The sequence below is a fragment of the Pelagibaculum spongiae genome, from assembly GCF_003097315.1.
Classification (GTDB): Bacteria; Pseudomonadota; Gammaproteobacteria; order Enterobacterales; family Pelagibaculaceae; genus Pelagibaculum; species Pelagibaculum spongiae.
On sequence record NZ_QDDL01000005.1, the window covers coordinates 168,300 to 193,611 of the forward strand.

Here is a 25,312-nt window from a genome sequence, read left to right on the forward strand (position 1 = left end):
CAGTTCAGCAGTAGTTCAGCAAAGGGTAACGGAATGATTCCTTCGAACACATTGTATGTTTGGCTCGGCATATTATTGCTAATTGGCCTTGGTCAGGCACACTTTGGGCTGGACCCCATTTTTTGGTGGGCATCGCTTGCCAGTGGAATTGTCTTGGCATTAATTGATGCTGCAATGGGATATCGTCGCCCGGCGATTATTGCTGACCGAGATCTGCCGCAATCATTGGCATTGGGCATTTGGTCAAAGGTCGGTTTGGAGTTACGGAACCCAGCCAAAAAAACCGAAAGATTAGTGCTGTTTGATCACTTTCCAGCCAGTTGCCACAGTGATGATTTTCCAATTGAAATTAATCTGCCGCCAAAACATCGCTTTCAGCAAGGCTATTCTTTAAAGCCAAACCAGCGAGGAGATGCTGGTTTTGGATCGTTACAGATTCGCCGGATGTCACCTTTACGTTTCTGGTGGCTAAACGAATATGCAGCACACCCGGAAACGGTTCGGGTTTACCCTGATTTTTCTTCAGTGAGTCATCTAGCAAAGCTAGCGGGTAACTTTACCCAACAGCGGCTAGGAGTTCACCAGCGCCGTAGGCGGGGCGAGGGAGTTGATTTTCGACAGCTCAGAGAATACCGTCGCGGTGATAGTTTGCGACAGCTCGACTGGAAGGCAACCTCACGTCATCGCAAATTAATTTCTCGTGAATACCAAGAAGAAAGAGATCAAAACGTTATTTTGCTATTGGACTGTGGTCGGCGGATGCGCACTTTGCATAAGTCTCCCATCATGGGAAAAAATGGTTCAGAAACTTCTGTTTTAAGCCATTTTGATCATGCCCTAAACAGTTTATTGCTGCTGGCTGATGTCGCATTACGTCAAGGAGACGCGGTAGGGATGCAGGCTTACGCCGGGCACAACCGTTGGTTGGCACCTGAAAAAGGTCGTCAGCATTTGAATACCTTGTTAAATCAAGTCTACGACCTAGATGCGACCACGCAATCTCCTGATATAGACCAGGCGGTTGAGTCGCTACTGCAACGGCAAAATAAACGTTCATTGGTGGTGGTATTAAGTTGCTTGCGCGGTGAGGATGGTGATAGCACGATTAATGCGCTAAATCAGTTAGCCAGAAAACACGTGGTGCTGCTGGCTAATCTGCGAGAAGCGGCTTTAGAAACACCGAAAACTGCACCAGCTACTTTAGAAAGTGCTGCTGGTTGGGCCGCAGCTGAACAGATTAGTCTTGAGCGTGAAAATCTCAGTCGGCAGCTATCAGGATACAACTTAGTTTGTATGGACACGTCGCCATCAGAGCTGGCTGGCGCGCTGGTGAATGGGTATTTGGATTTAAAACGCAGCGGGCGTATATAAAAAATATTTATACAAAACAAATAGATTTTCATCAACTATATCTTCTATTTAATCATAAATAACACTAAACCACTTGATGCTATAGACGTGTATTGCCATAATGCGCGCGCAGTTTATGTGGAGCATTGGCTGCCAATTCAAATCAAACAAATCAAAGGTATTCGTCGAGATGGGAATCAAAAAATTAGTAGCTGTTGCTACAGCTGCAGTACTGATGTCTGGTTGTGCAAGTGTTCTGACTGACGACACAACTAGCATTAATATTGGAACTAGTACTGGCGAAGAAGTAACTGTTGCTATTGATGGTCAAGAATACACAGTTCCTGGCATTGTTTCTCTGAAGAAAAGCAATGCTGATAAAACTATCGTTTCTAAAGACAACCGTTGTGCAAAACAAACTGTTCTGAAGAAAGAGATTGAAACTGAATTCTGGATCAACTTAGTTTCAGGTGGCCCATTAGGCTCTACCACTGACATGGCTACTGAGAAAATGTGGACCTATGCTGATAGTGTAGAAATCAACTGTAAAAAGTAATGGTTTCTCGTATCATGGGAAGCCTTTTGGCTTCCCTTTTTTTCATTCTAATATTAGCTTCTTCTGCGCAAGCAAATTTTGATTTTTCAGAGAGCGAACTAGACAAAGTTTCTAATAGTCCTCAATGGAAAGCGTTGTTGCATCTTAGGAATAACCAGCTCCAAATTCACGACTCTAAATTTATATTATCATCAAATGTATTTTCTCCCTTAAACGAGCTCAAAAAAACTATACATTTGCTTAAAAGTCAGCCTGAATATAGATGTAGGTTTACTGGAAGAGATTATTTTTTAAACCAGACATTTCCTAATAGATGGCCGATAAATAAAGAGCTTTGCCCTAGCTATGTTGAATTTAAAAATAAGGCTCCTGCTGATGACATTAGTATCATTTTTGCTTCAGAAAATTTGACCCAGCCTAGCAGTATAATGGGACATACCATGATGTCATTAGAGGGCATTAATGAACAAGGGTTTCAGGTCGACCATGCTATTTCTTTTTTCACAGATATTGATACAAAAGATTTTACAAAATTTTTATGGGGTTCTTTAGTTTCAGGAAAAAAAGGCTATTTTACTAACCAACCTTTTTCTGAAGTTCAAAAGCACTACTCAATCTACGAACAGAGAAACTTATGGAAATTTTATTTAAATTTTTCTACAGAACAAAAAATCCTTATCCATAGACATTTATGGGAATTAAAACAATCTAAAATAGATTACTTATTTGATCGGCATAATTGTGCAACAATTATTCAAGATATCTTAGCGGTAGCTTATCCTGAAATTGACAATGGCGACTTATGGGTTAGTCCGATTGATGTAGCAAAATCCGCTGATAGAAATGGGTTAATAAAACATAAAAAACTATATCCATCAAGTAAATGGAAAGTTCGTTTTTTAGAAGAATTCACGACGAATACGAATCAGAATAAAGTTTTAAAATGGTTAGATAATCCAGATAATTCTCTGTCAATGTCAACGATTGGACAAGATTACGTTACAAAAGAATTAGCCAGATCAGTAAATCGTTTCCAGTTTGAAAGCGAACAAATTTCTATTGATAAATGGAAATATAGAAATAATAATTTAAATTTTTCAGATAATGATGACGAAAAATTGATTGATATCTCACGGTATCGCTCTCCTCTAGAAGTCCCTGACGATGTTCAGCTTGGTTTCGGTTGGAGAAAAGATGCTGAGGGCCATTGGTTAACTGCAAGATGGCTTCCTGCATCACATAGAATCTCAGATAATAATCGCCAATATTTTAGTGAAAATGAACTGAAAATTCTTGAATTTGAATTATCTATAAATCCTGCTAAAGAAAAACTAAGACTTGATCAGCTACAGATCTATTCTGTAAAAGCATTGAATCCTTATAGCCGGTTTTCTGGAGGGATTTCTGGTCAGTTTTCCTTTGGTTTCCAACAAATATATACAGACGATCTGACGAGTTCTCTGGGATTCGATCTTAATGGTGGCGTTGGATTAGCTAGAAAATTTGGCAGAGATATTGGTAGCTACTTTATGTTATCAGCGGGTACAAACCTTCAGTTTGATGAGCAAAATTTATATATCGAACCTGAAATTGGTTTTTTTGTTTATGAGGTTTTCGATATGAAAACTAATTTTTCATTTAAACGGAAATATCAGTCTGGTGAACGAGTCTATAACTCAATTAATGTGAATCAATCTATTTGGCGTGGCGATAATTCAAAATCAATAGCATTTACATACGATAAAAAATTCAATAGCACAATTGGCAATGAGATTTTTTCTATTGAGCTAACTACGTTTTTTTGATGGCTATAAATAGCAGAGGTTCATACCTCTGCTATTTTAATAATTTATTTTAGTTTCCGATTCAATTACTCACATCTTCTGTGGCACGTAATTCTATACCACATAGCGCTAGCTATCGTGATCAACCATCTTTTTTAGCACGCAGTACAATGGTGTTATTAATTTTTTTTCGTTGCAACTGGTGGCGAATTTTATCGACTTGGCGTTTGCTCTGCCATGGGCCAAGCCGTACCCGGTACCATAAATTACCCTTGTTGCTTGATTCGCTGATCCAGGCTTCTTTGCCTAGTAAAGCTAGCTTGGCAATCATTGCATCTGCGTCATTGCGCTGCTTGAAAGATGCAATTTGCAGGGTGTATTCATAGCTGGCGCGTGGGGCTACTTTAGGTTGGGGAACTTCCACTTCCATTTTTGGCAGCTCGGTATAAAACTCAAACTCAGGTTCTTTAGGTTCAGCTTTGATTGTCTTGGCTGGTGGTTCTTTTTTATCCGCTGCTGGCTTGGCAGGTTCTTTTTTAGCAGGCGATGTTTTTACTGGGGACTTTTTAGCAGATGCAGTTTGCTTAGATGATGTGTTGTTATTTGCCTGAGCAGGTGCAGTGTCGGTGTTTTCACCTAGCCACATTAAAACGGCACCAAAGCTGCCTAAAAGAATTAAAATACAACCAATTAGCAATATTTTTTTACTAAAACCATTCGTTTGGCTGTTTTTTCTTCTATTTGATGTTGTGCGATTAGAGGCAGTACGAGTTGATGTTTTTCGGGCTGCTGGCTTTCTTGAAGAGAGGCGACCTGAACCACCGGGATCAGATTTCCCTCGGCTGGCTGCTGGTTTTTTGCGTTTACTCGCAGGTGTTTTAGCAAAATCCCGTGGCATAAATATTGTATTTCCGTTTCGCTTCTGTCTTGAGCTAGTGTTTTGGGTTCGAACGCAAATGTTAGTACTGCTAATTTGGCTCGGAGTTCATTTCAGTATGAGCTGTAATTCTGAAAATCTCTGCTTGGGAAGACCGCAAGACAAACTCATATGTGATAAGCAATCATTATCAGCTTGCTGAATTTTGGTGCAAGTGCCAAATGAATAAAAGCTGACATTTTAATATAAATCTTGCGGATCAATATCAATTGACCAGCGATAGCGGCTATTGGCTGGTTGCAACCAAGGTTGGTTCAGTAAAATAGCCATCGCCTGATGCAGACTACGTCGGTCATCTGCCTGTATCAATAGTTGTTGCCGGTATCGGTTGGCCCGTTTTTCCATGGGCGCAGCTAAAGGCCCCATTTGCATTAAACTGCCACTGGAAATTTGCTTTAGGCAGTCTGCCATTGGTTGTAATATTTTTTTTGCTGAATCGGCGTTAATTGCTTCGGCGCGTAGCATTGCCATATGACTAAATGGCGGCAAAAGAGCCTGTTCTCTTAATTCCAGCTCTTGCTGTGCCCAACTGTTATAGCCCTGTTTCAGCAAACCTTGTAATTGAGGGTGCTCCGGTTGGCGACTTTGCAGGCAAACTTCACCGGCGAGCTCGCCTCGGCCAGCTCGCCCGGCAACTTGAGTGACCAACTGTGCTAGTTTTTCTCCGGCTCTAAAATCACCACTGAAAAAAGCCCCGTCCACATCAAGAATGCCGACCAAAGTCACTTTGGGAAAATGATGGCCCTTGGCCAGCATTTGCGTTCCCAGCAAAATCATCGGTTCACCGGCATTAATTTGTTGCAGAATTTTATCGAGGCTGCCTTTTTTTCGGGTTGAATCTCGATCAACTCGAAGCACTGGCCAGTCATCGAATGTTTGAGCCAGTTCTTGTTCTAATCGTTCAGTGCCCAAGCCAACTGGCACCATATTTTCACTTTTACAGTCGGGGCAGGTTTCTGGCAAACGCCGTTGATTATCACAATGATGACAATGCAGCCGGTGCGGATTTTGGTGCAGTGCCATTTTTGCATCGCAACTGGGGCATTGAGCTAGCCAGCCGCAGTCATGGCACATTAACACTGGCGAGAAACCACGGCGATTGAGAAACAATAAAACCTGTTGATTACTTTCCAGCGTGCGGCGAATTTTATCGCGCATGGTTGGGCTTAAACCTGCGTTCAAATGACAGCTGCGAATGTCGAGCAAAATCTTGGTCGGTTCTTTGGCGTCACTGGCGCGATGGGTCAGCTTGAGCAGCTGATAGCGATCGGTATTGGCGTTGTGCAAGCTCTCTAATGCTGGCGTTGCACTACCTAATACTACGGGCACTTTTTCCATTCGAGCTCGAACGACTGCTAGGTCTCGGGCGTGATAGCGAAAGCCTTCCATCTGCTTGTAAGAATTGTCGTGTTCTTCATCGACAATAATCAGCCCCGGTGACTGCATCGGCGTGAAAATCGCCGAACGGGTGCCGATGATTACTGCCGCTTCGCCATTGCTGGCGGCTTGCCAGGCTCGAAGTCGAGCGGTGTCGGTTAACCCGGAATGTAAAACAACCACCGGCTGACGAAATCGGGCGCGGAAACGTTGCAAGGTTTGCGGTGTTAAGCCAATTTCTGGCACCAGCACTAAAGCTTGCTTGCCTTGAGCAACCACGGTTTCGATTGCTTGCAGATACACTTCTGTTTTACCGCTGCCAGTAACACCTTCAAGTAAAAAAGCGGCGAAGTGACCTTTATCTTTATCTTCTGATTGGGTTTTAGCGTTAATGCTGTCGACGGCGAATTGCTGCTCTTCACTGAGCGTGAGTGCGCTTGATGGCGCTTCCTCGGGAAGATCTAATGCAGCGGGTCTTTCGATCGATTCAATCCAGCCTTTTTCTTCTAGAGCTAGTAATGGCTGACGAGACTGACCTGCTGGCCGAAGCAGTTGTTCGTCGATGGTTTGGCTGACTGGCGAGTCGGGTTGCTCTTGCTGCATGAGGTTGTGCAGCTGCTGCATGACTTCCAGCTGTTTTTTGGCGCGTTTTACCACATTCAATGAGACTTTTTTGCCACGCTCAGTCAGTTGCCAGTGGATGGTTTGTGGTAACTGATTGGGTTGACCTTTACGTAACAGAATCGGTAAAGCATGAAACAGCACATCACCTGCTGGGTGGTGATAATAATTAGCGGCCCATAAGCATAATCGCTGCAATGAATCAGTCATGGCTGGCTGACTGTCGATCAATTGAGCAAATTTGAGTTTTTCTGGCGGGCAGTCAGTGGAATCGGGCAGGGCAGTGATAATGCCGGTGCGCTTGCCTCGGCCAAAAGGAGCCAATACTCGAAGACCTATCAATTTAACTTGATGGGGAGTTGCCGCTGAATCATCAATACTGGCCTGACTAGCAGATAGCAGCGGGTCTCCGTTAAGTACCGGATCTAATTGAGTGTCTAATAGATAGTCGAAGTGTTGCCGAAGCGGCCCAGGCAGAAGGACGCGAATCAGTTGGTGTTTCAGCATCGTGTCAGTCTACTGTTTTTTTACAACCTGTTAACACTAAAGTGATCAGACAAAGTCCGCTTAGCGTTAACAGGTCGATGGGGCAAATCCAATCAAAGTGAAAGCAGTTGAATTACAGGCCTTCAGGCCAAACAAAGCCTTTGGCGGCCAACTCTTCACGAGAAAGGGCTTCCAGTTCGTGGGGCAGTACAATCCAGTCATTTGATCCGAAAGTGCGCTGATAAAAATCAGGCAACATATCGACCAAATTGTTCTCTGGTTTGTAGTAAAGCGCTGCAGTCATTACATGTGCTTCATCACAATCAATTTCATTGATCACTTTTTCGTAAACCGCTTTAAAGGTCTTACCGCGATCAAAAATATCATCAACAATCAGCAACCGGCTATCTGGGTTCATGCGTGCTGCTAATGATTTAAGATTCTCTACTCGCACTTCTTCATCGGCTTCAAATACACCGGTGTAAGACTGAGCATGGATCGTCGTGAAAGCTTTTGGTTTGCCTGACAGTAAGGCAAACACTTCTTGCATATAGATTGAGATTTGCGCACCGCCGCGGGTAATACCGGCGATCACATCAAAATCGTGCCCTTCTTTAAAAATGTTGCTAGCTAGCTGCCAGCAATCGCGCTCAAGCTGCAAAGCGTCAATGAAGATTTTGTCGGTCTGGCTCATATCAACCTCTTCGGAATAACCAGTGGGATCATAATGAAAAACTCGCCTTGCGGGCCTGATTTCACAAAAGGCTCCCTGCACAAAAAATTGCATAGGGAGCCTTCTATACCGAAACCATTCCAAGATGTGTGCTCAGGGATCCCCAAGGGCTGGTTTATAAACGTTTTATGCTTCGTTATTGATTTTGAAAAGGGAAAATACCATTCGCTTCAATCAATGCCTTGCCTGAAACATTTCTAATTCCAGCTGAACCTTACACCTTGGAATAGCTTGGGTATAAGCAGGGATGGTAGCAGGCAAATATTTTAGAGCAATGACTCAGTTCGCTTTGAATCTAATCTAATCGGATCAGTTTTCGATAACAAGTCTGGCAACTGTTTGTTGTATATTGACTTTCGTCGTTTTTTTTCGACAACTTGTTGTTTGAATTTGCTTGTAGTTGCACTGCGACTTGGATATTATGCCCGCCTCGCGTGGTGCCTGACACATTTTACCCTGCTTGCCAGCAACTGCTGAAGTGGTGGTAACCAACGTGATCAGGTGGCGACGTATATCATCACACTGAGGTTTTACCATGAAAGCTGATATCCATCCTAGCTACGCTGAAATTAGCGTAACTTGCTCTTGCGGCAACAAATTCCAAACCAACTCTACTGGTAAGGACCTGACTCTGGACGTATGTTCCAAGTGTCACCCTTTCTATACTGGTAAGCAGAAAGTTATGGACACTGGTGGACGTATCGACCGTTTCCGTCAGCGTTACGCGAAGAAGTAATCAGATTTCGGGCAGACGATTTTCTCGTCTGCCCAATCTTATTGTTCAGAATAACTTTCCTTCTCCTTGTTTTAATCCCTCTCGATACCAGTCAATTTCTGCTGATTTTATTTTCGGCTCTATTTTCTCACTCAGTTTCTGACAGCTTTCCTTTTATTGATTTTTTGTTAGCTAATTATTAGTGCTTTTCAATTCCAGTATCTGAAACTAACAAACAATGACGGTCTGGTCATAATTCTTATATTGGATCTATCTTGAAGTGGCTTGGGTATAAGGCTCGCTACATCAACACCGGGTAAGTGTGTTTGTTTTACTATGCGTGCCCGAATCTCTCTGATTGATCAAGCTGTTAATACAGCAGTTAATGGGAATAAATCGAGTTTTGTTCTCTCAAACACTGGTCAGTAGTTAACAATTTGTTTATTCTGCTAATCCTTTTTATCTACTGTTTTGCTGCCTATCTCTAGGTTGCTGACAGCAGTAAAGCTAGTGCAGAAGAAGTAACTGGAAAGCATCATGTCCAACGACCAAAAAAAAGCAGCACTGGATTATCACGAGCTGCCACGCCCCGGAAAAATTAGCGTAGAAATCACCAAATCCACTACCACTCAGCATGATCTGGCCATGGCCTACAGCCCGGGTGTCGCAGAACCTGTCCGAGCAATTGCAGAAGATCCAGAAAATGCCTATCGCTTCACCAGCAAGGGTAATCTGGTCGGTGTGATTACCGATGGCACAGCCATTTTGGGCTTGGGCAATCTTGGCGCGCTGGCGTCGAAACCTGTAATGGAAGGCAAGGGTGTTCTGTTCAAGAAATTTGCTGGAATTGATGTATTTGATATCGAAGTGAATTCAGAAAGCTCTCAAGCCTTTATTGAAACTGTGGTTCGCATGGCACCTACTTTCGGTGGCATCAACCTAGAAGACATTAAAGGACCTGAGTGTTTCGAGATTGAACAAGCGATTGCCAGCAAGCTCGATATTCCAGTATTTCATGATGACCAACACGGTACCGCGATTATTATTTCTGCCGGACTGCTCAATGCGCTAGAAGTCCAGAAAAAACAATTGTCTGACTGTAAAATTGTCATTGTAGGTGCTGGTGCTGCTGGCATTGCTGCCGGGCATTTATTGCGCGCGCTGGGCATGCCTAAACAGAATTTATTGATGGTTGATTCTCGTGGTGTGATTCACTCTGGTCGAAGTGATCTGAACGCTTACAAGCATGCTTTTGCTGTGGACAGTGAATGCCGCACGCTAGCAGATGCCATGAAAGATGCCGATGTATTTATTGGAGTCTCTGGGCCAAATATTCTTAAGGCTGAAATGCTGGCCAGCATGGCTGATCGTCCGGTGGTGTTTGCATTGTCAAACCCGGATCCTGAAATTAGCCCTGAGTTGGCGCATCAGACCCGTGATGATTTGATTATGGCGACTGGCAGAAGCGATTATCCCAACCAGGTGAATAACGTTTTATGTTTCCCATTTTTGTTCCGCGGCGCTTTAGATGTTCGTGCCAGCAAAATAAACCGGGAAATGCAGATTGCTGCAGTACATGCGATTCGTAATCTGGCAAAAGAAGAAGTACCCGCGGAAGTGCTGCAGGCTTATGGTGTTGAGAAAATGGAATTTGGCCGGGATTATATTATTCCAACCCCATTGGATTTACGCCTAATCGATGTGGTTTCTCCTGCGGTTGCTCAGGCTGCTATTGATACCGGTGTTGCCCAGTTAGATTACCCTTACAGCCAGTTCCCGCCTTCGCATATTTTCTGTCGTTAATCGTCAGATAATTAAAAACCGGAGCCATTGGGTTCCGGTTTTTTTATAAAAATTTACATTTTTAAATGATTAATCAATTTTAACAATTTATTATTGTTGGCTGCTGGCTTTGGATTCTAAGCTTTAAATACTTTTATCTATAAATATTTATAGATTTATTTAATGCTGATTTTATTGATTTTAAATAGAGAAAATTGAAAGAGATTGTTGGCCGAGCAAACCTTTTGCGAGTGCCCAGCCAATAATTAAACTAACCGCCTGAACCACCTTGAGAAGGGTGAGCGTAATAGCAGTTTTGAGCGGTTCGTTCACTGGCGGTTAGTCGATAACAAGCTGGAAGAGATTGGCTGGCAATTGGCTGACCATTTTCATCTGCTGTCCAGTGGATGATATGCCCGCTTAGTGCGGTTTGTTGAGGGCCAGGTTGACCATTAAAATGCTGGGCCAAGCTTTGGCTGTTAATTGCTGGGCCTGAACCGCCGCCGGCAGAACTGCCATTGGCAAAAACAGAGCTGCTAATGGTTAATGCTACGTAACCATTCAGCATGTCACACCAACCGATCCAATTTCTCCTGAATAAAGTCCGGCCATTTACCCGCAAATAATAACGACAAAGCTTCCCCAACACCGACCCCATTTTTTTGGCAGGTCGATATATAGCTCCGGATTCTGCAATACGCTTTCACGCCATCCCATGAGCGGAAGCAGCCTGATATCTTCTGCTGAACCTTGCTCATACGGAAGTCCCGTTCACCCTGATTATTGGTAAACGGTGCTCGGGTATTACTCATAAACCGCAGCACGTCTGCTTCAAAATCTCGCAGCCGTTCTAATAAATTTCTCGATTTACTTCGTGCTAATTTCCCTCGTTTTAATTGACCTTTTTTATCCGCTTTTTTTGGCTCAGGTGCCGGGCATTCCCGGTCACCTGCTTTTAATATTTTTCGATATCGCTTCACCCATTTTTGACACTGCTTTTCATCCAACTCACCCCCCGCCTCATTGACTGCTGTATTCATTTCATAAAGCAGATCTTCCATTGCCTTGGCCCACTGCTGGCCATCTTGCTCATGGGCTCGCGCCAATTCACGTACATGATGGGCGTTACACAATACATGCAAGCACAGCACAAATCGGTAGTAGCTTTTCCAGTGATCGTGTACCAATAAACCGGTAAATTTAGGCAAGATGTCGATCGCTTCCATTGCCTCGATACCTCTTGATTCATGCGCTTCAATCCACGTCCAGCGGTCATTGCTCGCGACATGTAGCCACTTTCGTTTACCATTGATATTGACGCCGGTCTCATCGGCATGAAGCAAATCTCCAGCACGCAAAATAGTCGGTACTAACTGATCAAATGGCTTCAGTCGATGAAAAGCTTCCGGATTAACATTGGCAAGGCTACCGGTGCGGATTGGCGCATCCAATATCTCAGCGAAGTGCTTTTGAGTCCGTTCATAAGGAATCAGCTGGTAGCTCGACATATAAACCGCGTTGGCTTTAAACTCATTGCCATATTGTATTGGCCGAGTGACCCCTTGCGGAAACTCAGCAACAAACTGGTTACCCTGCTCGTCTTGTAGAATCTGCGCCCGATATTCGGTGACATATCGGGTAATACGAACATCAACTACTTGGCGGCTTTCACTGCCAACAACACGGTATTTTCCTTTCGGCAATTGGCTACGATCAATCGTAATATCCAGCACTTCATCTGGGTCTTTCACCGGTGATAAATTACTGCCTTTATGGCCAGGCTGCCCGCCTGGGTTTTTATTGCTTTTGGCGCGCGATTTCTTTTCTCGATTAGGATCTGCCGATGGCGGAATGCTGGAGTTTTTGCTGTTTAGCCCTTTGCTATCAAGCAATATCTTAACGACGAGCATCAGCATACGAACCATCGCCACCAGTTCGGGCGGTAAGCTTTTGCTTTTGGCTAACAATCGCTCGGTTTCAGCGATGGTTTTATTAATTTCGATTGAGTCCATGCGGTTATTATCGCACAGGTTTTCAGGGTGGTTTTTTTGTCTCTGAGGCTTACTGTGGCGACTTTTTAGAAGCGGAATGCTGATGCGCTATTCTGAGCAAAAAACATTGATAATCAGGTGTGTTAATAGCAGTTTAATGCGGCGTTTAAGTGGTATTCTGAAAGAGGTGCTTAAATTCGGGAAAATATCAAAAAACCTGTCAAGCGATTTTTATATTAAATTGTGCTGAATGGTTACAATGCTACGAACAATAAAAGTGAATTTTTCATATGCCATCCTTGGTTAACTGCTTTTGAGCGGAATTGTTTTAAACAATTTTCGCTATCCAACTAACTTAGGTTTGTTGCTTAGGCATATGACTAGCTATTGAGAAAAGCGTGAACTGACGCAGCTTTTTACCCCTGAATAAATTAATTCAGGGATAAAAAAAACTGATTTTGGCGGGTTTATTTGGATTTAAATCTGAATGATCATGCTTGTTGCAGGGAAGCTTGCTTCTTTTGTTCTAGCAATTGTTTCCAAGCGATGATCTGTGGTGGCTGATTAATCCGAGGTGATTGGCTGCCTTGTGATTGCTCCAAATGATCAAGCACTTCACCCATCGCCACCGCCTTTCGTTTGTGGATAAATAAACCACGCACATGCGCAATGGCGTAAAGCTTACCGCCTGAGACAAAGCGCTGCTCTACATAAAAGTACTTTTCATCCCAGCCGACCATCCGGGTTTCCAGAGTAAACTTTTGAAATGGACTCAGCTCACGTATATAAGAGATCTCTTGGGCGTTCATGATCACTTTCCAACCACGTTTGACCACGCTAGAAAGTTGCCCCATTTCTGCCAGCATCCAAGTTCGGCCTAAATCCATCATGCCTAGATAACGGGAATTGGTTAGGTGTAGATTGATGTCGCAATCATGCGGCCAAACTCGAAAATGCATGTGGCTAGCTTGTTCAAGTGTAATAAATTGTTTGATGGTTCTGATTCTGGCAATCAGTAATAACAGGCGTAGATACAGGTTCATAGTCAATCATCTGCCGAGGCAGTTTTGCTCTTTTAAACTGAAGCGGGCCGCCATCTATATCGAATTCAAACGGGCGTTTCAATAGTTGACTGTTTATGTAGGTTATTTTCACAGGGTATATCTGAATGTTGAAGCAGTTGTCAGGTGAGCTGGTTGGTGAACAAGTTATTAAGAAAAGTCGCTTTATTGTATTGGCCAGATTTTGTCCTGATCGAGCAGCATTAGCTGAACTAAGAAAAGACGCTGAGCAGCGTTGGCCCAATGCGCGTCATTATTGTTGGGCATGGACCAGTGCCGGAACAGTACCAGCAGATATGGCGATGTCAGACGATGGTGAGCCAAAAGGAACTGCCGGAATGCCGATGTTAAAAGTGTTGGAGCTGGGTGGTTGGCGGCAAACCGGTGCGGTGGTGATTCGGTATTTTGGCGGAATAAAGCTTGGAACCGGTGGCCTTGCCAGAGCTTATGCAGGCACCTTGCAACAAATGCTGGAGCAGGCGCAGGCGCAAACCATTCCGTGGGTACCTAGAACTAATTTTTCTCTGATCGCTGATTTTTCAGTGCAATCGAGTGTGCAGCATATGCTGCAAAAGCTATCCATTATTATTAATGAGACCCGTTACTCTGGACGGGCAATTTATCAATTGAGTATGTCTCAAGAGGAACAACTTGCTCTTGAAAGTGAGCTAAAAGGTTTGCCCTGGCAGTCTTTCGTATTAAAAGAGCAATAATTTATCGAGGTTAATTTTCCCGTTATCTTTAGTGTAATTGTCTGCAAAACAACAGCGACGTCTAGCACAGATTAGTTTTTAAAGTTTTGATCAATTTTGATTTTGTATCGCTACAAAACGTAAACTATCTAGCTTTGCCTTTTCGGCTGTGTTATCAAACCAGTAACGTCAGGTTCGGTTGTGCTAGCTTCGGTTTTACCGGGCAGTTGCTGGGGTAGTAATGGGCTCATATAAGAAAGCTCTGTATTTAATAACAATTTTATGTCTTTCAGTTTTCTTCAATGCAGTATCTGCCGAGCAGGTGATGAGATTGGAATCGGCTGAGACGGTTTATCGCCCGGGTTTTGTTGCCCGATATCTGGAAGACCCACTTGCTGAGCTAAAGCCGCGCCATTTAAGACAAGCGATGTGGCAAGAGAGCTTTCTACCTACCAGAGGATCTTGGCCAGGGTTTGGTCTGAGTCAATCTGCGTGGTGGTTGACCTTTATTCTGGATAACCAATCTAAAAATACGGAAGTTTGGTGGCTAGATATTGGCTATGCGCCATTAGACAGTCTCGAGCTTTATGTATTGAACCCGTCGGGTTACCCGGAGCTGGTTGGCAAGAGCGGTGACCTATCGGGTATTCCCAAAGCGTATCGTTCTACCGGTCATGGTTTATTCAAGCTGGATATTACGACCGGCACTCGGAAAACCTATTTCTTAAGGGTGCAATCTGACAGCTTTTTAATGCTGCCAATAAAGCTGGTTTCGACCGATCAATTGTTGACTTCTACTCGAATTGAATCTTTGTTCAAAGGCATATTTTACGGTGGCTTGTTGGTATTGATTGCTTATAACTTGCTGCTTTTTACTGCTATTCGTGACACCAGTTATTTGTTGTATGTTTTTTATAGTCTGATGATTTTTCTCAACAGAGCCAGTGTTGATGGTTTGGCATTAGAGTTTTTCTGGCCAGGTGCGGTGGAATTTAACGGCCGAATGCCAATGATCAGTCTGGGGCTGGCATTAATGCTCGGCCTAATGTTTATGGGGCGGTTTTTAAAAACTGCCTATGAAATTCCGTGGCTGAAACAGATTTTATATGGTTTTTATGCATTGCTTTCGGGCTACACATTGCTGAGCTTGTTTGGCGAGCTTCGCTTAGGTGTCTGGTTGTCTGGCCCGATTATGATGCTGTGCTTTGCTCTGGTGGTGGCGGTTGCTGTTTGGTGCTTATGGCAGGGAGATAGAGCTGCTCGATTCTTTCTAGCAGCTTGGCTGGCATTAATGCTGGGGGCGATGATTAATGTTTCAGCTAGCTATAGCTGGTTGCCGGTTAATTTATTTACCTTGTATAGCGGCCACATAGGCGCAGGAATTGAAGCAGTTTTATTATCACTTGGTCTGGCTGAAAGAATTAGCCGTGATCGGCATTTAAAAGCCAATGCGCTGCAAAAGCAGCGAGATATGGCTCAAGAATTACAGCGAGCTGAAGAACGAATGATTCAGCAGGCATTTTCTGACCATTTAACCGGCCTGCCAAATCGCGCCAGTCTGGTAGCTAGAATGCGTAGCCTGACGCTTATTGGCGGACGGTATCAATTGGTGCTGCTGCAACCCATGCGTTATCAGCAAATAAAAAATACATTGGGACATGAACAAGCTGCCAAGTTACTGGTGTCTTTGGCCGGCAGAATTAGCAATTTATTACGAGACTATCCCGGTGTTCTTAATCTAGATCGACCGGCAAGAGATGCTGCGATTGCAGTTCTTGAAGGCCCTGCTTTGGCATTTATTGTTCGTACTCGTGATCAGTTGGAGCGAATCGAAAAACGATTACAAAAACTGCAACAGCCGCAAGATATTGGTGGCATGCGACTAGACCCAGGTCTGCGCGTTGGCGTTTCTAGTTTTCCAGAGCATGCTTCCCACCCGGAATTGTTACTGCAATATGCCCATGTTGCAGTAGAGCAAGCCGAAGCAAATAATAGTTTTCTGGCCTGTTATCAAGCAGAGCAGGACCCTTACAGTGAGCGACATTTAACACTGCTGGCTGATTTATCACATGCCATTAAGCGCTCGCAATTGGTGTTGGCATATCAACCTCAGTGTGATTTGGACAGCGAGCGGATTATCGGAGTGGAAGCACTATTACGCTGGCGTCATCCTAAAAATGGTTGGGTATCTCCGGCTGAATTTATTCCGATGGCAGAGCAAGGCGGCATGATGCGCGAGTTAACCCACTGGTTAATGGAAGTTGCATTACGCCAGTTGGGAATATGGCGTGAGCGGGGAATTGACATCAGCATGTCATTAAATTTATCTGCACAAAATTTGCTGGAGCCAGATCTTCCTGAAAGATTCAGCCGTTTGTTGGATAAATATCGGTTAAACCCAAAACAGCTTATCTTGGAGATTACTGAAACTACCATGATGTCCGATCCCGATCAGGCATTGATTATTTTGAGTAAATTCCATGAGCTGGGTATTCAGTTATCGATTGATGACTTTGGAACTGGCTATTCTTCGATGGCTTACTTACGCAAATTGCCGGTGAATGAAATTAAAATAGACCGCTCATTTGTTGTTGGTATGGTGCAAGAAAAGCAAGATGCACTGATTGTTAAAACCATTACGGTGATGAGTCACAATCTGAATTTGAAGGTGGTTGCTGAAGGTGTCGAGGATCTGCAGACGATGCGTTTGTTAAGAAAAATTGGCTGTGATGTGGCGCAAGGGTGGTTTATTGGTCGGCCGGTATCAGCCAGTGAGATCGAGCGCTTAATGCTGCAGCTACCCGATGTTCATCCGGTAGCTGCTTTAAGCTGATTGTTGTTAACGCAGAGGGTTATTCAAGGTATGTCGCACTAGAACAATTCTTCTGCGTTTTGTTGTTCACCAGTTTCTGTGCCGTTATTTTCATTGCTTTGTTCGGTTTGGCTGACGGCTTCCACTTGAGTCGTTTGTTCAGGTGCATTTTCATGACGGAATGCTTCAAAAATTGCTTTTGGATCACCCGATTGCGCTAATAAACCATTTTCTGGATCAATTCTTAAGGTCACAATTCCATCAGGCTGGGTAAGTGTTGCTTCAGGTGTTTCTTTTAATGCCTGCTTCATAAAGCTAATCCACATCGGCAAAGCGGCGCGTGACCCAAACTCATTGCGACCCATGCTGCGTGGTGTGTCAAAACCGGTCCATGCGATTGTCACTCGATCGCGATTGAAGCCGGAGAACCATGCATCAATGAAATCATTAGTGGTGCCGGTTTTACCTCCAATATCCTGTCGTCCCAAACTACGTGCTCGGCGCCCGGTACCCTTGCGAATTACATCTTGTAATACTGAGGTCATTAACCAAGCATTTCTAGCATCTAACACTCGTGATGCAGCGAGTAATGTTTCCTGCTCACCTTCGTTAATTAATTTCAATTTGTTACTAGAAGGTTTTTCAAACAGTGGTTGATAGCGTGGCATTTTTAAACGATCACAAGTTAAGTCTTCGCAAGCAAATTGAACCTGTTGTTGAAATAACAGTTCGCCGCGAGTGTCGGTAATTGATTGAATCGCCCATGGTTCAACCAAAAAGCCACCATTAGCAAAAACGCTGTAACCACGAGCCATTTCAATAGGGGTTACTGAGCCTGAGCCTAAAGCTAACGACAGGTTTGCTGGTAGCTGCTGAGTATCAAAGCCAAACTTTTTAATGTGCTTGAGGGCATTTTTAACCCCCATGCTGCGTAAAATTCGAATCGATACTAGGTTGCGAGATTTATACAAAGCTTTGCGTAATCGAGTAGGGCCGCCGAATTTTCCACTGTCATTTCTTGGTCGCCAAACATCTTCCAATCCAGCATCTTTTAAAACGACTGGAGCATCGTTAATGATGCTGGCTAAAGTGAAGCCATTTTGCAGCGCTGAGGAGTAAATAAAAGGCTTAAAGCTCGAACCAGGTTGGCGGTTGGCCATAGTCACACGGTTGAATTTACTACGAGAAAAATCATAGCCTCCAACCAAGGCTTCTATGGCACCTGAGTCGGGGTTTACTGAAACTAATGCGCCATTAATTTGCGGTAGCTGCGCTAAATTCCAAATAGGTTCTGCAAAAGCAGCCCCGGGATCTTTTGTATTGGTTTTACGTTGTCGAATACGAACCACATCACCTGGTTGAATAATGTCACTGGCTGTTTTTGGTCGAGCACCAACCTTGTTGTCATCAATATAAGGTGCAGCCCATTTCATGGCTGGCCAATCTAGTTCGACAATTTCCTGAGAACCTAAAAGAATTTTTGCTGACCGCTCTGCTACTTGGAGTACCAGTGCTGGGAGCAGATCCGCAGAAGAGCCAATTCTACGAAGTTTTTTGGCTAAAACAGGTAGGTCAGGAATTTCAGATAAGGTTATTTTTGACTCTGCACCTCTCCAGCCGTGGCGACGATCATAATTGGTTAAATTATCGCGCAATGATTGGTTGGCAGCCTGCTGTGCCGTACCAATGATCGATGTTTTAACGATAAACCCGTCGGTATATGCTGCTTCACCATAGCGAGAAACTAACTTTTCACGAGCCATTTCTGCAACATGAGGTGCTTCAACTTCAATATTTAAGCTATGGTATTTGGCTGTTACCGGTTGCGCTGACGCTTGGTCATATTCGCTGCGCGTAATTTGCTCCAATGACAGCATTCTGCGCAAAACATGATTGCGTCGAACTAATGCCCCTGAAGGGTTGCGAATTGGATTTTTGGAAGAGGGTGCTTTTGGCAAGCCGGCAATCATCGCCATTTCAGCAAGCGATAACTCATTCAATTGTTTGCCGTAATAAACTTCGGCTGCCGAAGCGATACCGTATGATCGTTGGCCAAGAAATATTTTATTGAGGTAAAGTTCTAGGATGTCTTGTTTTGTGAGCTCGCGTTCAATTTTTAGTGCTAGTAGAATTTCTTTTAATTTTCGGGTGTAGGTTTTTTCACGGCTAAGGAAAAAATTACGGGCAACCTGCATGGTTATTGTACTGGCACCTTGTCGCTTTTCGCCGGATATCAAGTGAACTACTACCGCTCGAGCTACGCCGACAGGATCAACTCCCGCATGCTCGAAAAAACGACTATCTTCTGTTGCCAGAAATGCTTTAACCATATCCTCAGGAACTTGTTCCAGGCGAACAGGTTTACGGCGCTTTTCACCAAACTCAGCAATTAATTGATCATCTGCGCTATAAACACGGAGCGGTGTTTGTAACTTGACGTTTTTTAGTGCAGCTGTTTCTGGTAGTTGTGGCAAAAGATAAAAGACCGTCGAGAGGCCTGCCAGAACAACGAAAAAAGTCAGTGCAGCTGAGCCGATCAGACCGATTCTGATCACGCGACGAAAATTTATCATCAAAATCTCTTGAAATTACACAGGATAGCGACTGCATTATATAGGATTGAAATGATTTGGGGCAGGAACTATTACGCAATCAATAATGAGTTGTTGTTAGCTTTAGTGGTCGTTATCCTCGGATGTGCGGCAGCGCAAATTTTTACTGCTTCAGATTCACAAATACTCGAAATAGACGATGCTTATAGGGAATAAGCGCTTGATTCCCAGTAGTGCAAGTGTACTATTCGATGAGAAAGGCATAATCAATAAGGACTGTTGGCGGGATCAATATGTTTCCATTTCTTCGTGGAAAGCAACAACCTCTGATTGGACTAGATATCAGTTCAACTTCGGTAAAGCTGTTAGAACTTAGTAAAGTTGGCACGCGTTATCGGGTTGAAAGCTACGCAGTAGAGCCTCTGCCACCAAATGCGGTGGTTGAGCGTGATATCAAGGACGTCGATGGAGTTGCTGAGACTGTACGTAAGCTGATTGACAGAGCTAGGCCTAATGCAAAAGGGGTCGCAATAGCAGTAGCTGGATCAGCCGTTATAACTAAAGTGATCCAGATGGAAGCGGGTCTCACTGAAAATGATATAGAAAGTCAGATAGCGGTAGAAGCAGATCAATACATACCTTATCCACTCGATGAGGTGAGTCTAGATTTTGATGTCATGGGTTCAAACCCTAAGGACGCATCAAAAATGGATGTGTTGTTGGCTGCATCTCGAAGCGAAAATGTTGATAGCAGAGTTGCTGCAGTTGAAATTGCTGGATTAACTCCTTTGGTTGTTGATGTTGAAGCTTATGGTATGGAGCGAGCTTTCCACCTCGTTGCAGATCAATTGCCTGGTCGAGGTGAAGGTCAAACCATCGCAGTAATGGATGTAGGTGCAACCATGTCTACACTTTCTGTGCTACATGACCGTAAAACTACCTATACCCGGGAACAGGTTTTCGGAGGTGCTCAGCTTACTGAAGAAATTCAGCGTCGTTACGGTTTATCGTATAGCGAAGCGGGTATGGCTAAAAAGCAAGGCGGATTACCTGACGATTATGTGCCTGAAGTTTTAGAACCATTCAAGGAAGCAGTGGTTCAGCAAGTGACGCGTTCTCTCCAGTTCTTCTATTCATCCAGTCAATATACTGAGATTGATCAGATTGTTTTAGCAGGTGGTTGTTCTTCAATCGCTGGCTTGGATGATTTGGTAGAAGAAAGAATCGGTACCCCTACAGTGGTTGCCAATCCGTTTGCTGAGATGTCGTTGTCCTCCAAAGTTAGCGCTCAGGCACTCAGTAATGATGCCCCTGCGTTGATGATCAGTTGTGGACTGGCGCTAAGGAGTTTTATCAACGATGGCAAGTATTAACCTTCTAGACTGGCGCGAAGATCGGCGAGATAGGCGGAAGAAGGAATTCATCACTGTCCTCGTCAGCGTAGTGGTTGTTTGTCTAATGCTACTGTTTCTGACTCATATGGTTTATGAGTCATGGATTGACGGTCAGCGTCAGCGAAACAATTATCTTAAAAATGAAATTTCAGTATTGGATCGGCAAATTCGAGAAATTCGGGAGCTGGAAGACCAGCGTCGTCAACTCGAAGATCGCATGAATGTGATTCAAAAGCTGCAATCCAGTCGGCCTCAAGTTGTTCGATTATTTGATGAAATTGTTCGGGTCATGCCGGATGGTGTTTATGTCACTAAAATCGAACGCAAGGGAAAGCTGATTTACCTTGAAGGTCGTGCTGAGTCGAATACGCGGGTTTCTCGCTTAATGAGAAATATCGATGAGTCTGATTGGTTAGATAAACCAGTACTCAGCGTAATTCGTGAAGCTAAAGGTGGCCAAGGCGGTGCAAGTCGCGAGTTCCGTCTGACCTTACGTGAAGGTCAGCCTGAGCAAGAAAACTCAGAAGCGGAGCGGGGGTGATAAATGGCAATTGACTTAAAAACCTTTGGCGATGAACTCAATAACCTGGATCCACATCCAGGAAATTGGTCAGCAGCGGTAAAAACTTTTTTTATCATTCTTGCTGTAATTGTTGTATTGGCGGCTGGTTATTACTTTGTAGTTCAAGATCAAGGCGCTAAATTACAACGTGAGCAAAAGCAAGAGCAGACGCTACGTACTCAGTTTGAGGCCAAACAGCAGAAAGCTGCCAACATCGATTTGTATAAAAAACAAATGGTGGTGATGCAAGACTCTTTTGGAGCACTGCTTCGACAGCTGCCAGCTGAAACCGAGGTTCCAGGGTTGTTGGAAGATATTTCCCACACTGGTATTTCAAATGGTCTAAAGTTCAACGTGATTAATCTTCAAGCTGAAAATGCCGTTGAGTTTTACGCTGAATTGCCAATTTCGATAGAAGTCATTGGTGAATATCATCAGCTGGGAGAATTTGTGAGTAATGTAGCGGGATTACCGCGAATTGTGACATTGCACGATTTCTCGATTTCTACCAGCAAGAATAAAGAAAATAAGTCACGCCTTGCGATGAAAATTCAGGCCAAGACATATAGGTACAGCGTGGAGGGTGAAGGATGATCAAAAAACTCCATCTGTTGCTAGTTTTATCTATTTTGGGTTTGACTGGTTGTGAAGAGACGAACCTACAAGGACTGGAAGGTTGGGTAGGTGGCGTCAAGAGCAGGCAACCAGAAAAAGTCAGACCTTTACCTGAAGTGAAGCCATATGAAGCTTTCGTTTATCAGGCAATAGATTTACGTAGTCCGTTTATCAACGCATTCCAAGATGTAGCAGAAACCACCGAAATTACTAGTGATAATGGTATTCGGCCAGATGCAGCAAGGGTGCGGGAAGTATTGGAAGGTTATCCACTAGATACACTTTCAATGGTAGGTGTGCTGCGTAATGACCTAGGAGTATGGGCCATTATCAGGGACAAGGAAGGAACTGTGTATCGAATTGCAAGGGGTAATTACCTAGGCACTAACCATGGCCGGGTAGATACTATTGAACAAGATCGCATTGAACTGACAGAGATTATTCCAGACGGAAGAGGTGGTTGGATGGAACGACCAACAACTCTTGGACTGGATCAGTGAGAAAAAGGGGCTGGGTGATGATAACAAGATGGACTGAGCGTATGGGAAATACACTGAGCCTTGCCAGGGCAAACCTGAAAAGGACATTGGCAGTAGCATTAGTTGCAATGTTGCAGCTGTTTTTTATTCAGGGTGCACTAGCACAGGAAAATCCGGTTTTAGAAAGCGTTGATTTTAGCGTTTTACCGGGTGATCGAGTTCAAGTTGATTTGCAATTCAATCAGCAAGTAGCGCTTCCACAAAAATTTTCTACCAATAGTCCAGCTCGTATTGCTCTGGATTTCGAAGGCGTCAGCAATGCTTTGGAGCGTCGCTCCTTACCAATTGGTATTGGCCTTGCTAAGAGCATGACCGTCGTTGAAGCTCAGGGACGTACACGAGTTGTTTTTAACTTGGTGAGCTTAGTTCCTGATGAAGTGACTAGTGAAGGTCGGGTGATTCGTGTTCTGCTAGGTGCCGATGGTGCAGCAGCTCCAGTAATAGAATCCACTTCTGCAGTAGCCTCTTCTTCTCCTGCTTCAGCATCTCGAGCAATCGACAGTATCGATTTCAAGCGCGGCGATGAAGGCGAAGGTCAGGTGGTGATTCGTTTTAACGACCCGCGCACTCCAGTCGATTTACGTCAGGAAGGAAGCCGCATATTGGTAGATTTAGTTGATTCTGCCATCCCAGCTGATTTAATTCGTCGCTTAGATGTAACTGATTTTGCTACTCCGGTTCGTTTTATCGATGCCAGCCAAAAAGGCGGCAATGCCCGAATTAGCATTGAAACTTCAAATGACTTTGAGCACCTGGCTTACCAAACAGACAACGTCTTTACTGTTGAATTCAAGCCGCTGACTGCTGAAGAAAAAGAACAACTCGAAGAGTCTCGCTTCCAGTTCACCGGTGAGCGTTTATCGCTTAACTTCCAAAGCATCGAAGTTCGTGCAGTATTGCAGCTGATTGCTGATTTCACTGGTCTTAACATGGTGACCTCTGACTCAGTGCAAGGCACTTTGACGCTACGTTTACAAAACGTACCTTGGGATCAGGCACTGGATATTATCCTGAGAACGAAAGGTTTGAGTAAGCGTCAAACGGGTAATGTAATTCTTGTTGCTCCTTCTGAAGAAATTGCAGCGAATGAAAAACTGCAGTTAGAAGCAACTAAGCAAGTTGAAGAGTTGGCTCCATTGCGCTTGGAATTCATTCCAATCAACTATGCAAAAGCAGCTGAGCTTTCATCGTTATTATCAACTGGCGGACAAGGTCTGCTGTCAGAGCGTGGCAAGGTAAGCATCGATGAACGAACCAATACTTTAATGGTTCAAGAAACGGCAGCTCGTCTTGATGAAATCCGTAATCTGATTGCCCAGCTGGACGTTCCAGTTCGTCAGGTGTTGATCGAAGCTCGTATCGTCATTGCTGATAACAGATTCCGTGAAGAGTTGGGGGTTCGCTTTGGCCTTTCAGATCGCAACTCTGACGGCGCACTTTCTGGTAATATCGATGGTAACGACACATTGCGTGCCGGTAATACGCCTTCAGTTAATGATCGGTTGTTGGTTGATTTGCCAACAGTCAGTTCTGCAGCTGGTTCTGTTGCATTCCAGTTGTCACGAGTGACTGATGGCACCTTGCTAGATTTGGAATTATCAGCCTTGCAAAATGAATCTCTGATTGAAATTGTCGCCAGCCCTCGTTTGATTACATCAAACCAAAGTGAAGCGTTCATTGAATCAGGTGAGGAAATCCCATATCAGAATGCGACTTCAAGCGGTGCAACATCGGTTGAATTCAAGAAAGCAGTTCTGAGCTTGAAGGTGACGCCACAGATTACTCCAGACAACCGGGTAATCATGGATCTCAGCATTAGTTTGGACTCTCGCGGTGAAGATACCACTGAAGGTCCTGCAATCAATACTCAAGAAATTAACACTCAGGTATTGATTGAAAATGGTGAGACCGTAGTATTAGGCGGTATCTTTAACCAAACCAAGACAGATACCATTAACAAAGTACCTGTTCTGGGAGATCTACCATTTGTGGGATGGCTATTCCGCCGCACTATTAATGTAGATGACAAGCGTGAGCTTCTGATCTTCGTAACACCTAAGATCATCAAAGACACCCTGTCAGTACAATAACTAACGAACCAGCCGCCACTTTTAACGAGGTAGCGGCTGGTTTGCGTTTGTGGTTAGTGTTATTCTTCCGCAGCGCAAAATGTACTTGTTCCCGCCAAAGAACAGTCTTCACTTCTATCCAGTTGTATTTTCGGAAGTTATGAGACGAACAGCTAATATTTTTCTAGTTGGCCCCATGGGTGCCGGCAAGAGTACCGTCGGAAAACAGCTTGCCCGAGTGTTGGGTAAAGAGTTTGTAGACACGGATCAGGAAATCGAGCGACGCTCTGGCGCCGATATTTCCTGGATTTTTGATGTCGAAGGTGAGGATGGTTTTCGCAAACGCGAAGCCAGCGTCATCGACGAATTAACCCAGAAGCAAGGGATTGTCCTGGCTACTGGAGGAGGCGCTGTCGCTGATAAAGACAGTCGTGCTCGTCTGGCTGCCCGTGGCACCGTGGTTTATCTGGAGGCTTCAATTGAGCAACAGCTCGATAGAACCAACAGAGACCGCAATCGTCCGTTGCTCAGTAACTCCGACGACCCTCGAGAGGTTCTGGAAGCATTGATGGCAGAACGTGATCCTATGTATCGCGAAATTGCCGATATGATTGTTCCAACAACTTCCCGTACGGTTAAGTCGGTTGCTAATGAGATTGTTGAGAGCCTGAGGCTCTAATGAGG

Annotated in this window: 20 protein-coding genes; 13 read left to right on the forward strand and 7 right to left on the reverse strand. The window is 44.2% G+C overall.

Translation table 11 applies throughout. From position 1 onward, the window contains the following. The first annotated feature begins 33 nt into the window (after positions 1-33). The 3 genes from DC094_RS13250 (at position 34) to DC094_RS13260 (ending at position 3,711) form a co-directional block, all read left to right on the forward strand. Positions 34-1,371 carry a DUF58 domain-containing protein gene (locus tag DC094_RS13250; RefSeq protein WP_116687588.1) on the forward strand — a complete coding sequence of 446 codons (1,338 nt, stop codon included), beginning with the start codon at positions 34-36 and terminating at the stop codon, positions 1,369-1,371. A 169-nt stretch (positions 1,372-1,540) separates the two neighbouring features. After that, positions 1,541-1,906, forward strand: coding sequence for a hypothetical protein (locus DC094_RS13255; RefSeq protein ID WP_206605658.1), 366 nt, complete (start codon positions 1,541-1,543; stop codon positions 1,904-1,906). Then, positions 1,906-3,711, forward strand: coding sequence for a lipoprotein N-acyltransferase Lnb domain-containing protein (locus DC094_RS13260; protein WP_116687589.1), 1,806 nt, complete (start codon positions 1,906-1,908; stop codon positions 3,709-3,711). Before DC094_RS13255 ends, DC094_RS13260 begins: the two co-directional genes overlap by 1 nt. A gap of 121 nt (positions 3,712-3,832) precedes the next feature. Here the strand turns inward: DC094_RS13260 and DC094_RS13265 are convergent, their stop codons facing one another. From DC094_RS13265 to DC094_RS13275, 3 genes are all read right to left on the reverse strand, one after another. After that, the gene (locus tag DC094_RS13265) at positions 3,833-4,588 is read right to left on the reverse strand and encodes an SPOR domain-containing protein (RefSeq protein WP_116687590.1); all 756 of its coding nucleotides are present in this window, start codon (positions 4,586-4,588) and stop codon (positions 3,833-3,835) included. Positions 4,589-4,807: 219 nt separating this feature from the next. Beyond that, positions 4,808-7,132, reverse strand: coding sequence for a primosomal protein N' (locus DC094_RS13270; RefSeq protein WP_206605659.1), 2,325 nt, complete (start codon positions 7,130-7,132; stop codon positions 4,808-4,810). A 112-nt stretch (positions 7,133-7,244) separates the two neighbouring features. Continuing rightward, the gene (locus DC094_RS13275; protein WP_158527323.1) at positions 7,245-7,805 is read right to left on the reverse strand and encodes a phosphoribosyltransferase; all 561 of its coding nucleotides are present in this window, start codon (positions 7,803-7,805) and stop codon (positions 7,245-7,247) included. A gap of 574 nt (positions 7,806-8,379) precedes the next feature. Here DC094_RS13275 and rpmE point away from each other — a divergent pair. Further along, positions 8,380-8,580: a 50S ribosomal protein L31 gene (gene rpmE / locus DC094_RS13285; protein WP_116687593.1), complete on the forward strand. Its 201-nt coding sequence runs from the start codon at positions 8,380-8,382 to the stop codon at positions 8,578-8,580. Positions 8,581-9,096: 516 nt separating this feature from the next. After that, positions 9,097-10,362, forward strand: coding sequence for a malic enzyme-like NAD(P)-binding protein (locus DC094_RS13290; RefSeq protein ID WP_116687594.1), 1,266 nt, complete (start codon positions 9,097-9,099; stop codon positions 10,360-10,362). A gap of 250 nt (positions 10,363-10,612) precedes the next feature. Here the strand turns inward: DC094_RS13290 and DC094_RS13295 are convergent, their stop codons facing one another. The 3 genes from DC094_RS13295 to DC094_RS13305 form a co-directional block, all read right to left on the reverse strand. Further along, on the reverse strand, positions 10,613-10,909 hold the full coding sequence (locus tag DC094_RS13295) for a hypothetical protein (protein WP_116687595.1): 297 nt from the start codon (positions 10,907-10,909) through the stop codon (positions 10,613-10,615). A 1-nt stretch (position 10,910) separates the two neighbouring features. Next, positions 10,911-12,353 (reverse strand): IS66 family transposase, encoded by a 1,443-nt coding sequence (tnpC, locus tag DC094_RS13300; RefSeq protein ID WP_116687596.1) that lies wholly within the window; start codon positions 12,351-12,353, stop codon positions 10,911-10,913. A 470-nt stretch (positions 12,354-12,823) separates the two neighbouring features. After that, positions 12,824-13,375: a thioesterase family protein gene (locus DC094_RS13305; protein ID WP_116687597.1), complete on the reverse strand. Its 552-nt coding sequence runs from the start codon at positions 13,373-13,375 to the stop codon at positions 12,824-12,826. A 125-nt stretch (positions 13,376-13,500) separates the two neighbouring features. On the opposite strand from DC094_RS13305, the gene DC094_RS13310 reads away from it, so the two are divergent. Then, positions 13,501-14,106 (forward strand): IMPACT family protein, encoded by a 606-nt coding sequence (locus DC094_RS13310; protein WP_116687598.1) that lies wholly within the window; start codon positions 13,501-13,503, stop codon positions 14,104-14,106. 220 nt (positions 14,107-14,326) lie between these two features. Continuing rightward, positions 14,327-16,918: an EAL domain-containing protein gene (locus DC094_RS13315; protein ID WP_116687599.1), complete on the forward strand. Its 2,592-nt coding sequence runs from the start codon at positions 14,327-14,329 to the stop codon at positions 16,916-16,918. A 38-nt stretch (positions 16,919-16,956) separates the two neighbouring features. Here DC094_RS13315 and DC094_RS13320 read toward each other — a convergent pair whose 3' ends face one another. Further along, the gene (locus DC094_RS13320) at positions 16,957-19,470 is read right to left on the reverse strand and encodes a penicillin-binding protein 1A (protein WP_116687600.1); all 2,514 of its coding nucleotides are present in this window, start codon (positions 19,468-19,470) and stop codon (positions 16,957-16,959) included. A 272-nt stretch (positions 19,471-19,742) separates the two neighbouring features. Between DC094_RS13320 and DC094_RS13325 the strand changes: the two genes are divergently transcribed. The 6 genes from DC094_RS13325 to aroK all read left to right on the forward strand — a co-directional run bounded on the left by DC094_RS13325 (position 19,743) and on the right by aroK (position 25,307). Beyond that, on the forward strand, positions 19,743-20,822 hold the full coding sequence (locus tag DC094_RS13325; protein ID WP_116687601.1) for a pilus assembly protein PilM: 1,080 nt from the start codon (positions 19,743-19,745) through the stop codon (positions 20,820-20,822). Further along, positions 20,809-21,384: a PilN domain-containing protein gene (locus tag DC094_RS13330; protein ID WP_116687602.1), complete on the forward strand. Its 576-nt coding sequence runs from the start codon at positions 20,809-20,811 to the stop codon at positions 21,382-21,384. Before DC094_RS13325 ends, DC094_RS13330 begins: the two co-directional genes overlap by 14 nt. A gap of 3 nt (positions 21,385-21,387) precedes the next feature. Beyond that, complete coding sequence (locus tag DC094_RS13335) at positions 21,388-21,999, forward strand: type IV pilus inner membrane component PilO (RefSeq protein ID WP_116687603.1); 612 nt, start codon at positions 21,388-21,390, stop codon at positions 21,997-21,999. Then, the gene (locus DC094_RS13340) at positions 21,996-22,520 is read left to right on the forward strand and encodes a pilus assembly protein PilP (protein WP_116687604.1); all 525 of its coding nucleotides are present in this window, start codon (positions 21,996-21,998) and stop codon (positions 22,518-22,520) included. Before DC094_RS13335 ends, DC094_RS13340 begins: the two co-directional genes overlap by 4 nt. 41 nt (positions 22,521-22,561) lie before the next feature. Further along, positions 22,562-24,649, forward strand: a complete 2,088-nt coding sequence (locus DC094_RS13345) for a type IV pilus secretin PilQ (RefSeq protein WP_116687605.1) — start codon at positions 22,562-22,564, stop codon at positions 24,647-24,649. Positions 24,650-24,788: 139 nt separating this feature from the next. Beyond that, entirely contained in the window at positions 24,789-25,307 is a 519-nt protein-coding gene (gene aroK, locus DC094_RS13350) for a shikimate kinase AroK (protein WP_116687606.1), read from the forward strand. Positions 25,308-25,312: the final 5 nt, after the last annotated feature.

Coding starts and splice junctions, on each gene's coding strand:
- DC094_RS13290 (WP_116687594.1), top strand. CDS start 9,097: ATGTCCAACGACCAAAAAAAAGCAGCACTGGATTATCACGAGCTGCCA.
- DC094_RS13340 (WP_116687604.1), top strand. CDS start 21,996: ATGATCAAAAAACTCCATCTGTTGCTAGTTTTATCTATTTTGGGTTTG.
- DC094_RS13305 (WP_116687597.1), bottom strand. CDS start 13,375: ATGAACCTGTATCTACGCCTGTTATTACTGATTGCCAGAATCAGAACC.
- DC094_RS13330 (WP_116687602.1), top strand. CDS start 20,809: ATGGCAAGTATTAACCTTCTAGACTGGCGCGAAGATCGGCGAGATAGG.
- DC094_RS13295 (WP_116687595.1), bottom strand. CDS start 10,909: ATGCTGAATGGTTACGTAGCATTAACCATTAGCAGCTCTGTTTTTGCC.
- DC094_RS13265 (WP_116687590.1), bottom strand. CDS start 4,588: ATGCCACGGGATTTTGCTAAAACACCTGCGAGTAAACGCAAAAAACCA.
- DC094_RS13315 (WP_116687599.1), top strand. CDS start 14,327: ATGGGCTCATATAAGAAAGCTCTGTATTTAATAACAATTTTATGTCTT.
- DC094_RS13325 (WP_116687601.1), top strand. CDS start 19,743: ATGTTTCCATTTCTTCGTGGAAAGCAACAACCTCTGATTGGACTAGAT.
- DC094_RS13275 (WP_158527323.1), bottom strand. CDS start 7,805: ATGAGCCAGACCGACAAAATCTTCATTGACGCTTTGCAGCTTGAGCGC.
- DC094_RS13320 (WP_116687600.1), bottom strand. CDS start 19,470: ATGATAAATTTTCGTCGCGTGATCAGAATCGGTCTGATCGGCTCAGCT.
- tnpC (WP_116687596.1), bottom strand. CDS start 12,353: ATGGACTCAATCGAAATTAATAAAACCATCGCTGAAACCGAGCGATTG.
- DC094_RS13345 (WP_116687605.1), top strand. CDS start 22,562: ATGGGAAATACACTGAGCCTTGCCAGGGCAAACCTGAAAAGGACATTG.
- DC094_RS13260 (WP_116687589.1), top strand. CDS start 1,906: ATGGTTTCTCGTATCATGGGAAGCCTTTTGGCTTCCCTTTTTTTCATT.
- DC094_RS13310 (WP_116687598.1), top strand. CDS start 13,501: ATGTTGAAGCAGTTGTCAGGTGAGCTGGTTGGTGAACAAGTTATTAAG.
- aroK (WP_116687606.1), top strand. CDS start 24,789: ATGAGACGAACAGCTAATATTTTTCTAGTTGGCCCCATGGGTGCCGGC.
- DC094_RS13335 (WP_116687603.1), top strand. CDS start 21,388: ATGGCAATTGACTTAAAAACCTTTGGCGATGAACTCAATAACCTGGAT.
- DC094_RS13270 (WP_206605659.1), bottom strand. CDS start 7,132: ATGCTGAAACACCAACTGATTCGCGTCCTTCTGCCTGGGCCGCTTCGG.
- DC094_RS13250 (WP_116687588.1), top strand. CDS start 34: ATGATTCCTTCGAACACATTGTATGTTTGGCTCGGCATATTATTGCTA.
- rpmE (WP_116687593.1), top strand. CDS start 8,380: ATGAAAGCTGATATCCATCCTAGCTACGCTGAAATTAGCGTAACTTGC.
- DC094_RS13255 (WP_206605658.1), top strand. CDS start 1,541: ATGGGAATCAAAAAATTAGTAGCTGTTGCTACAGCTGCAGTACTGATG.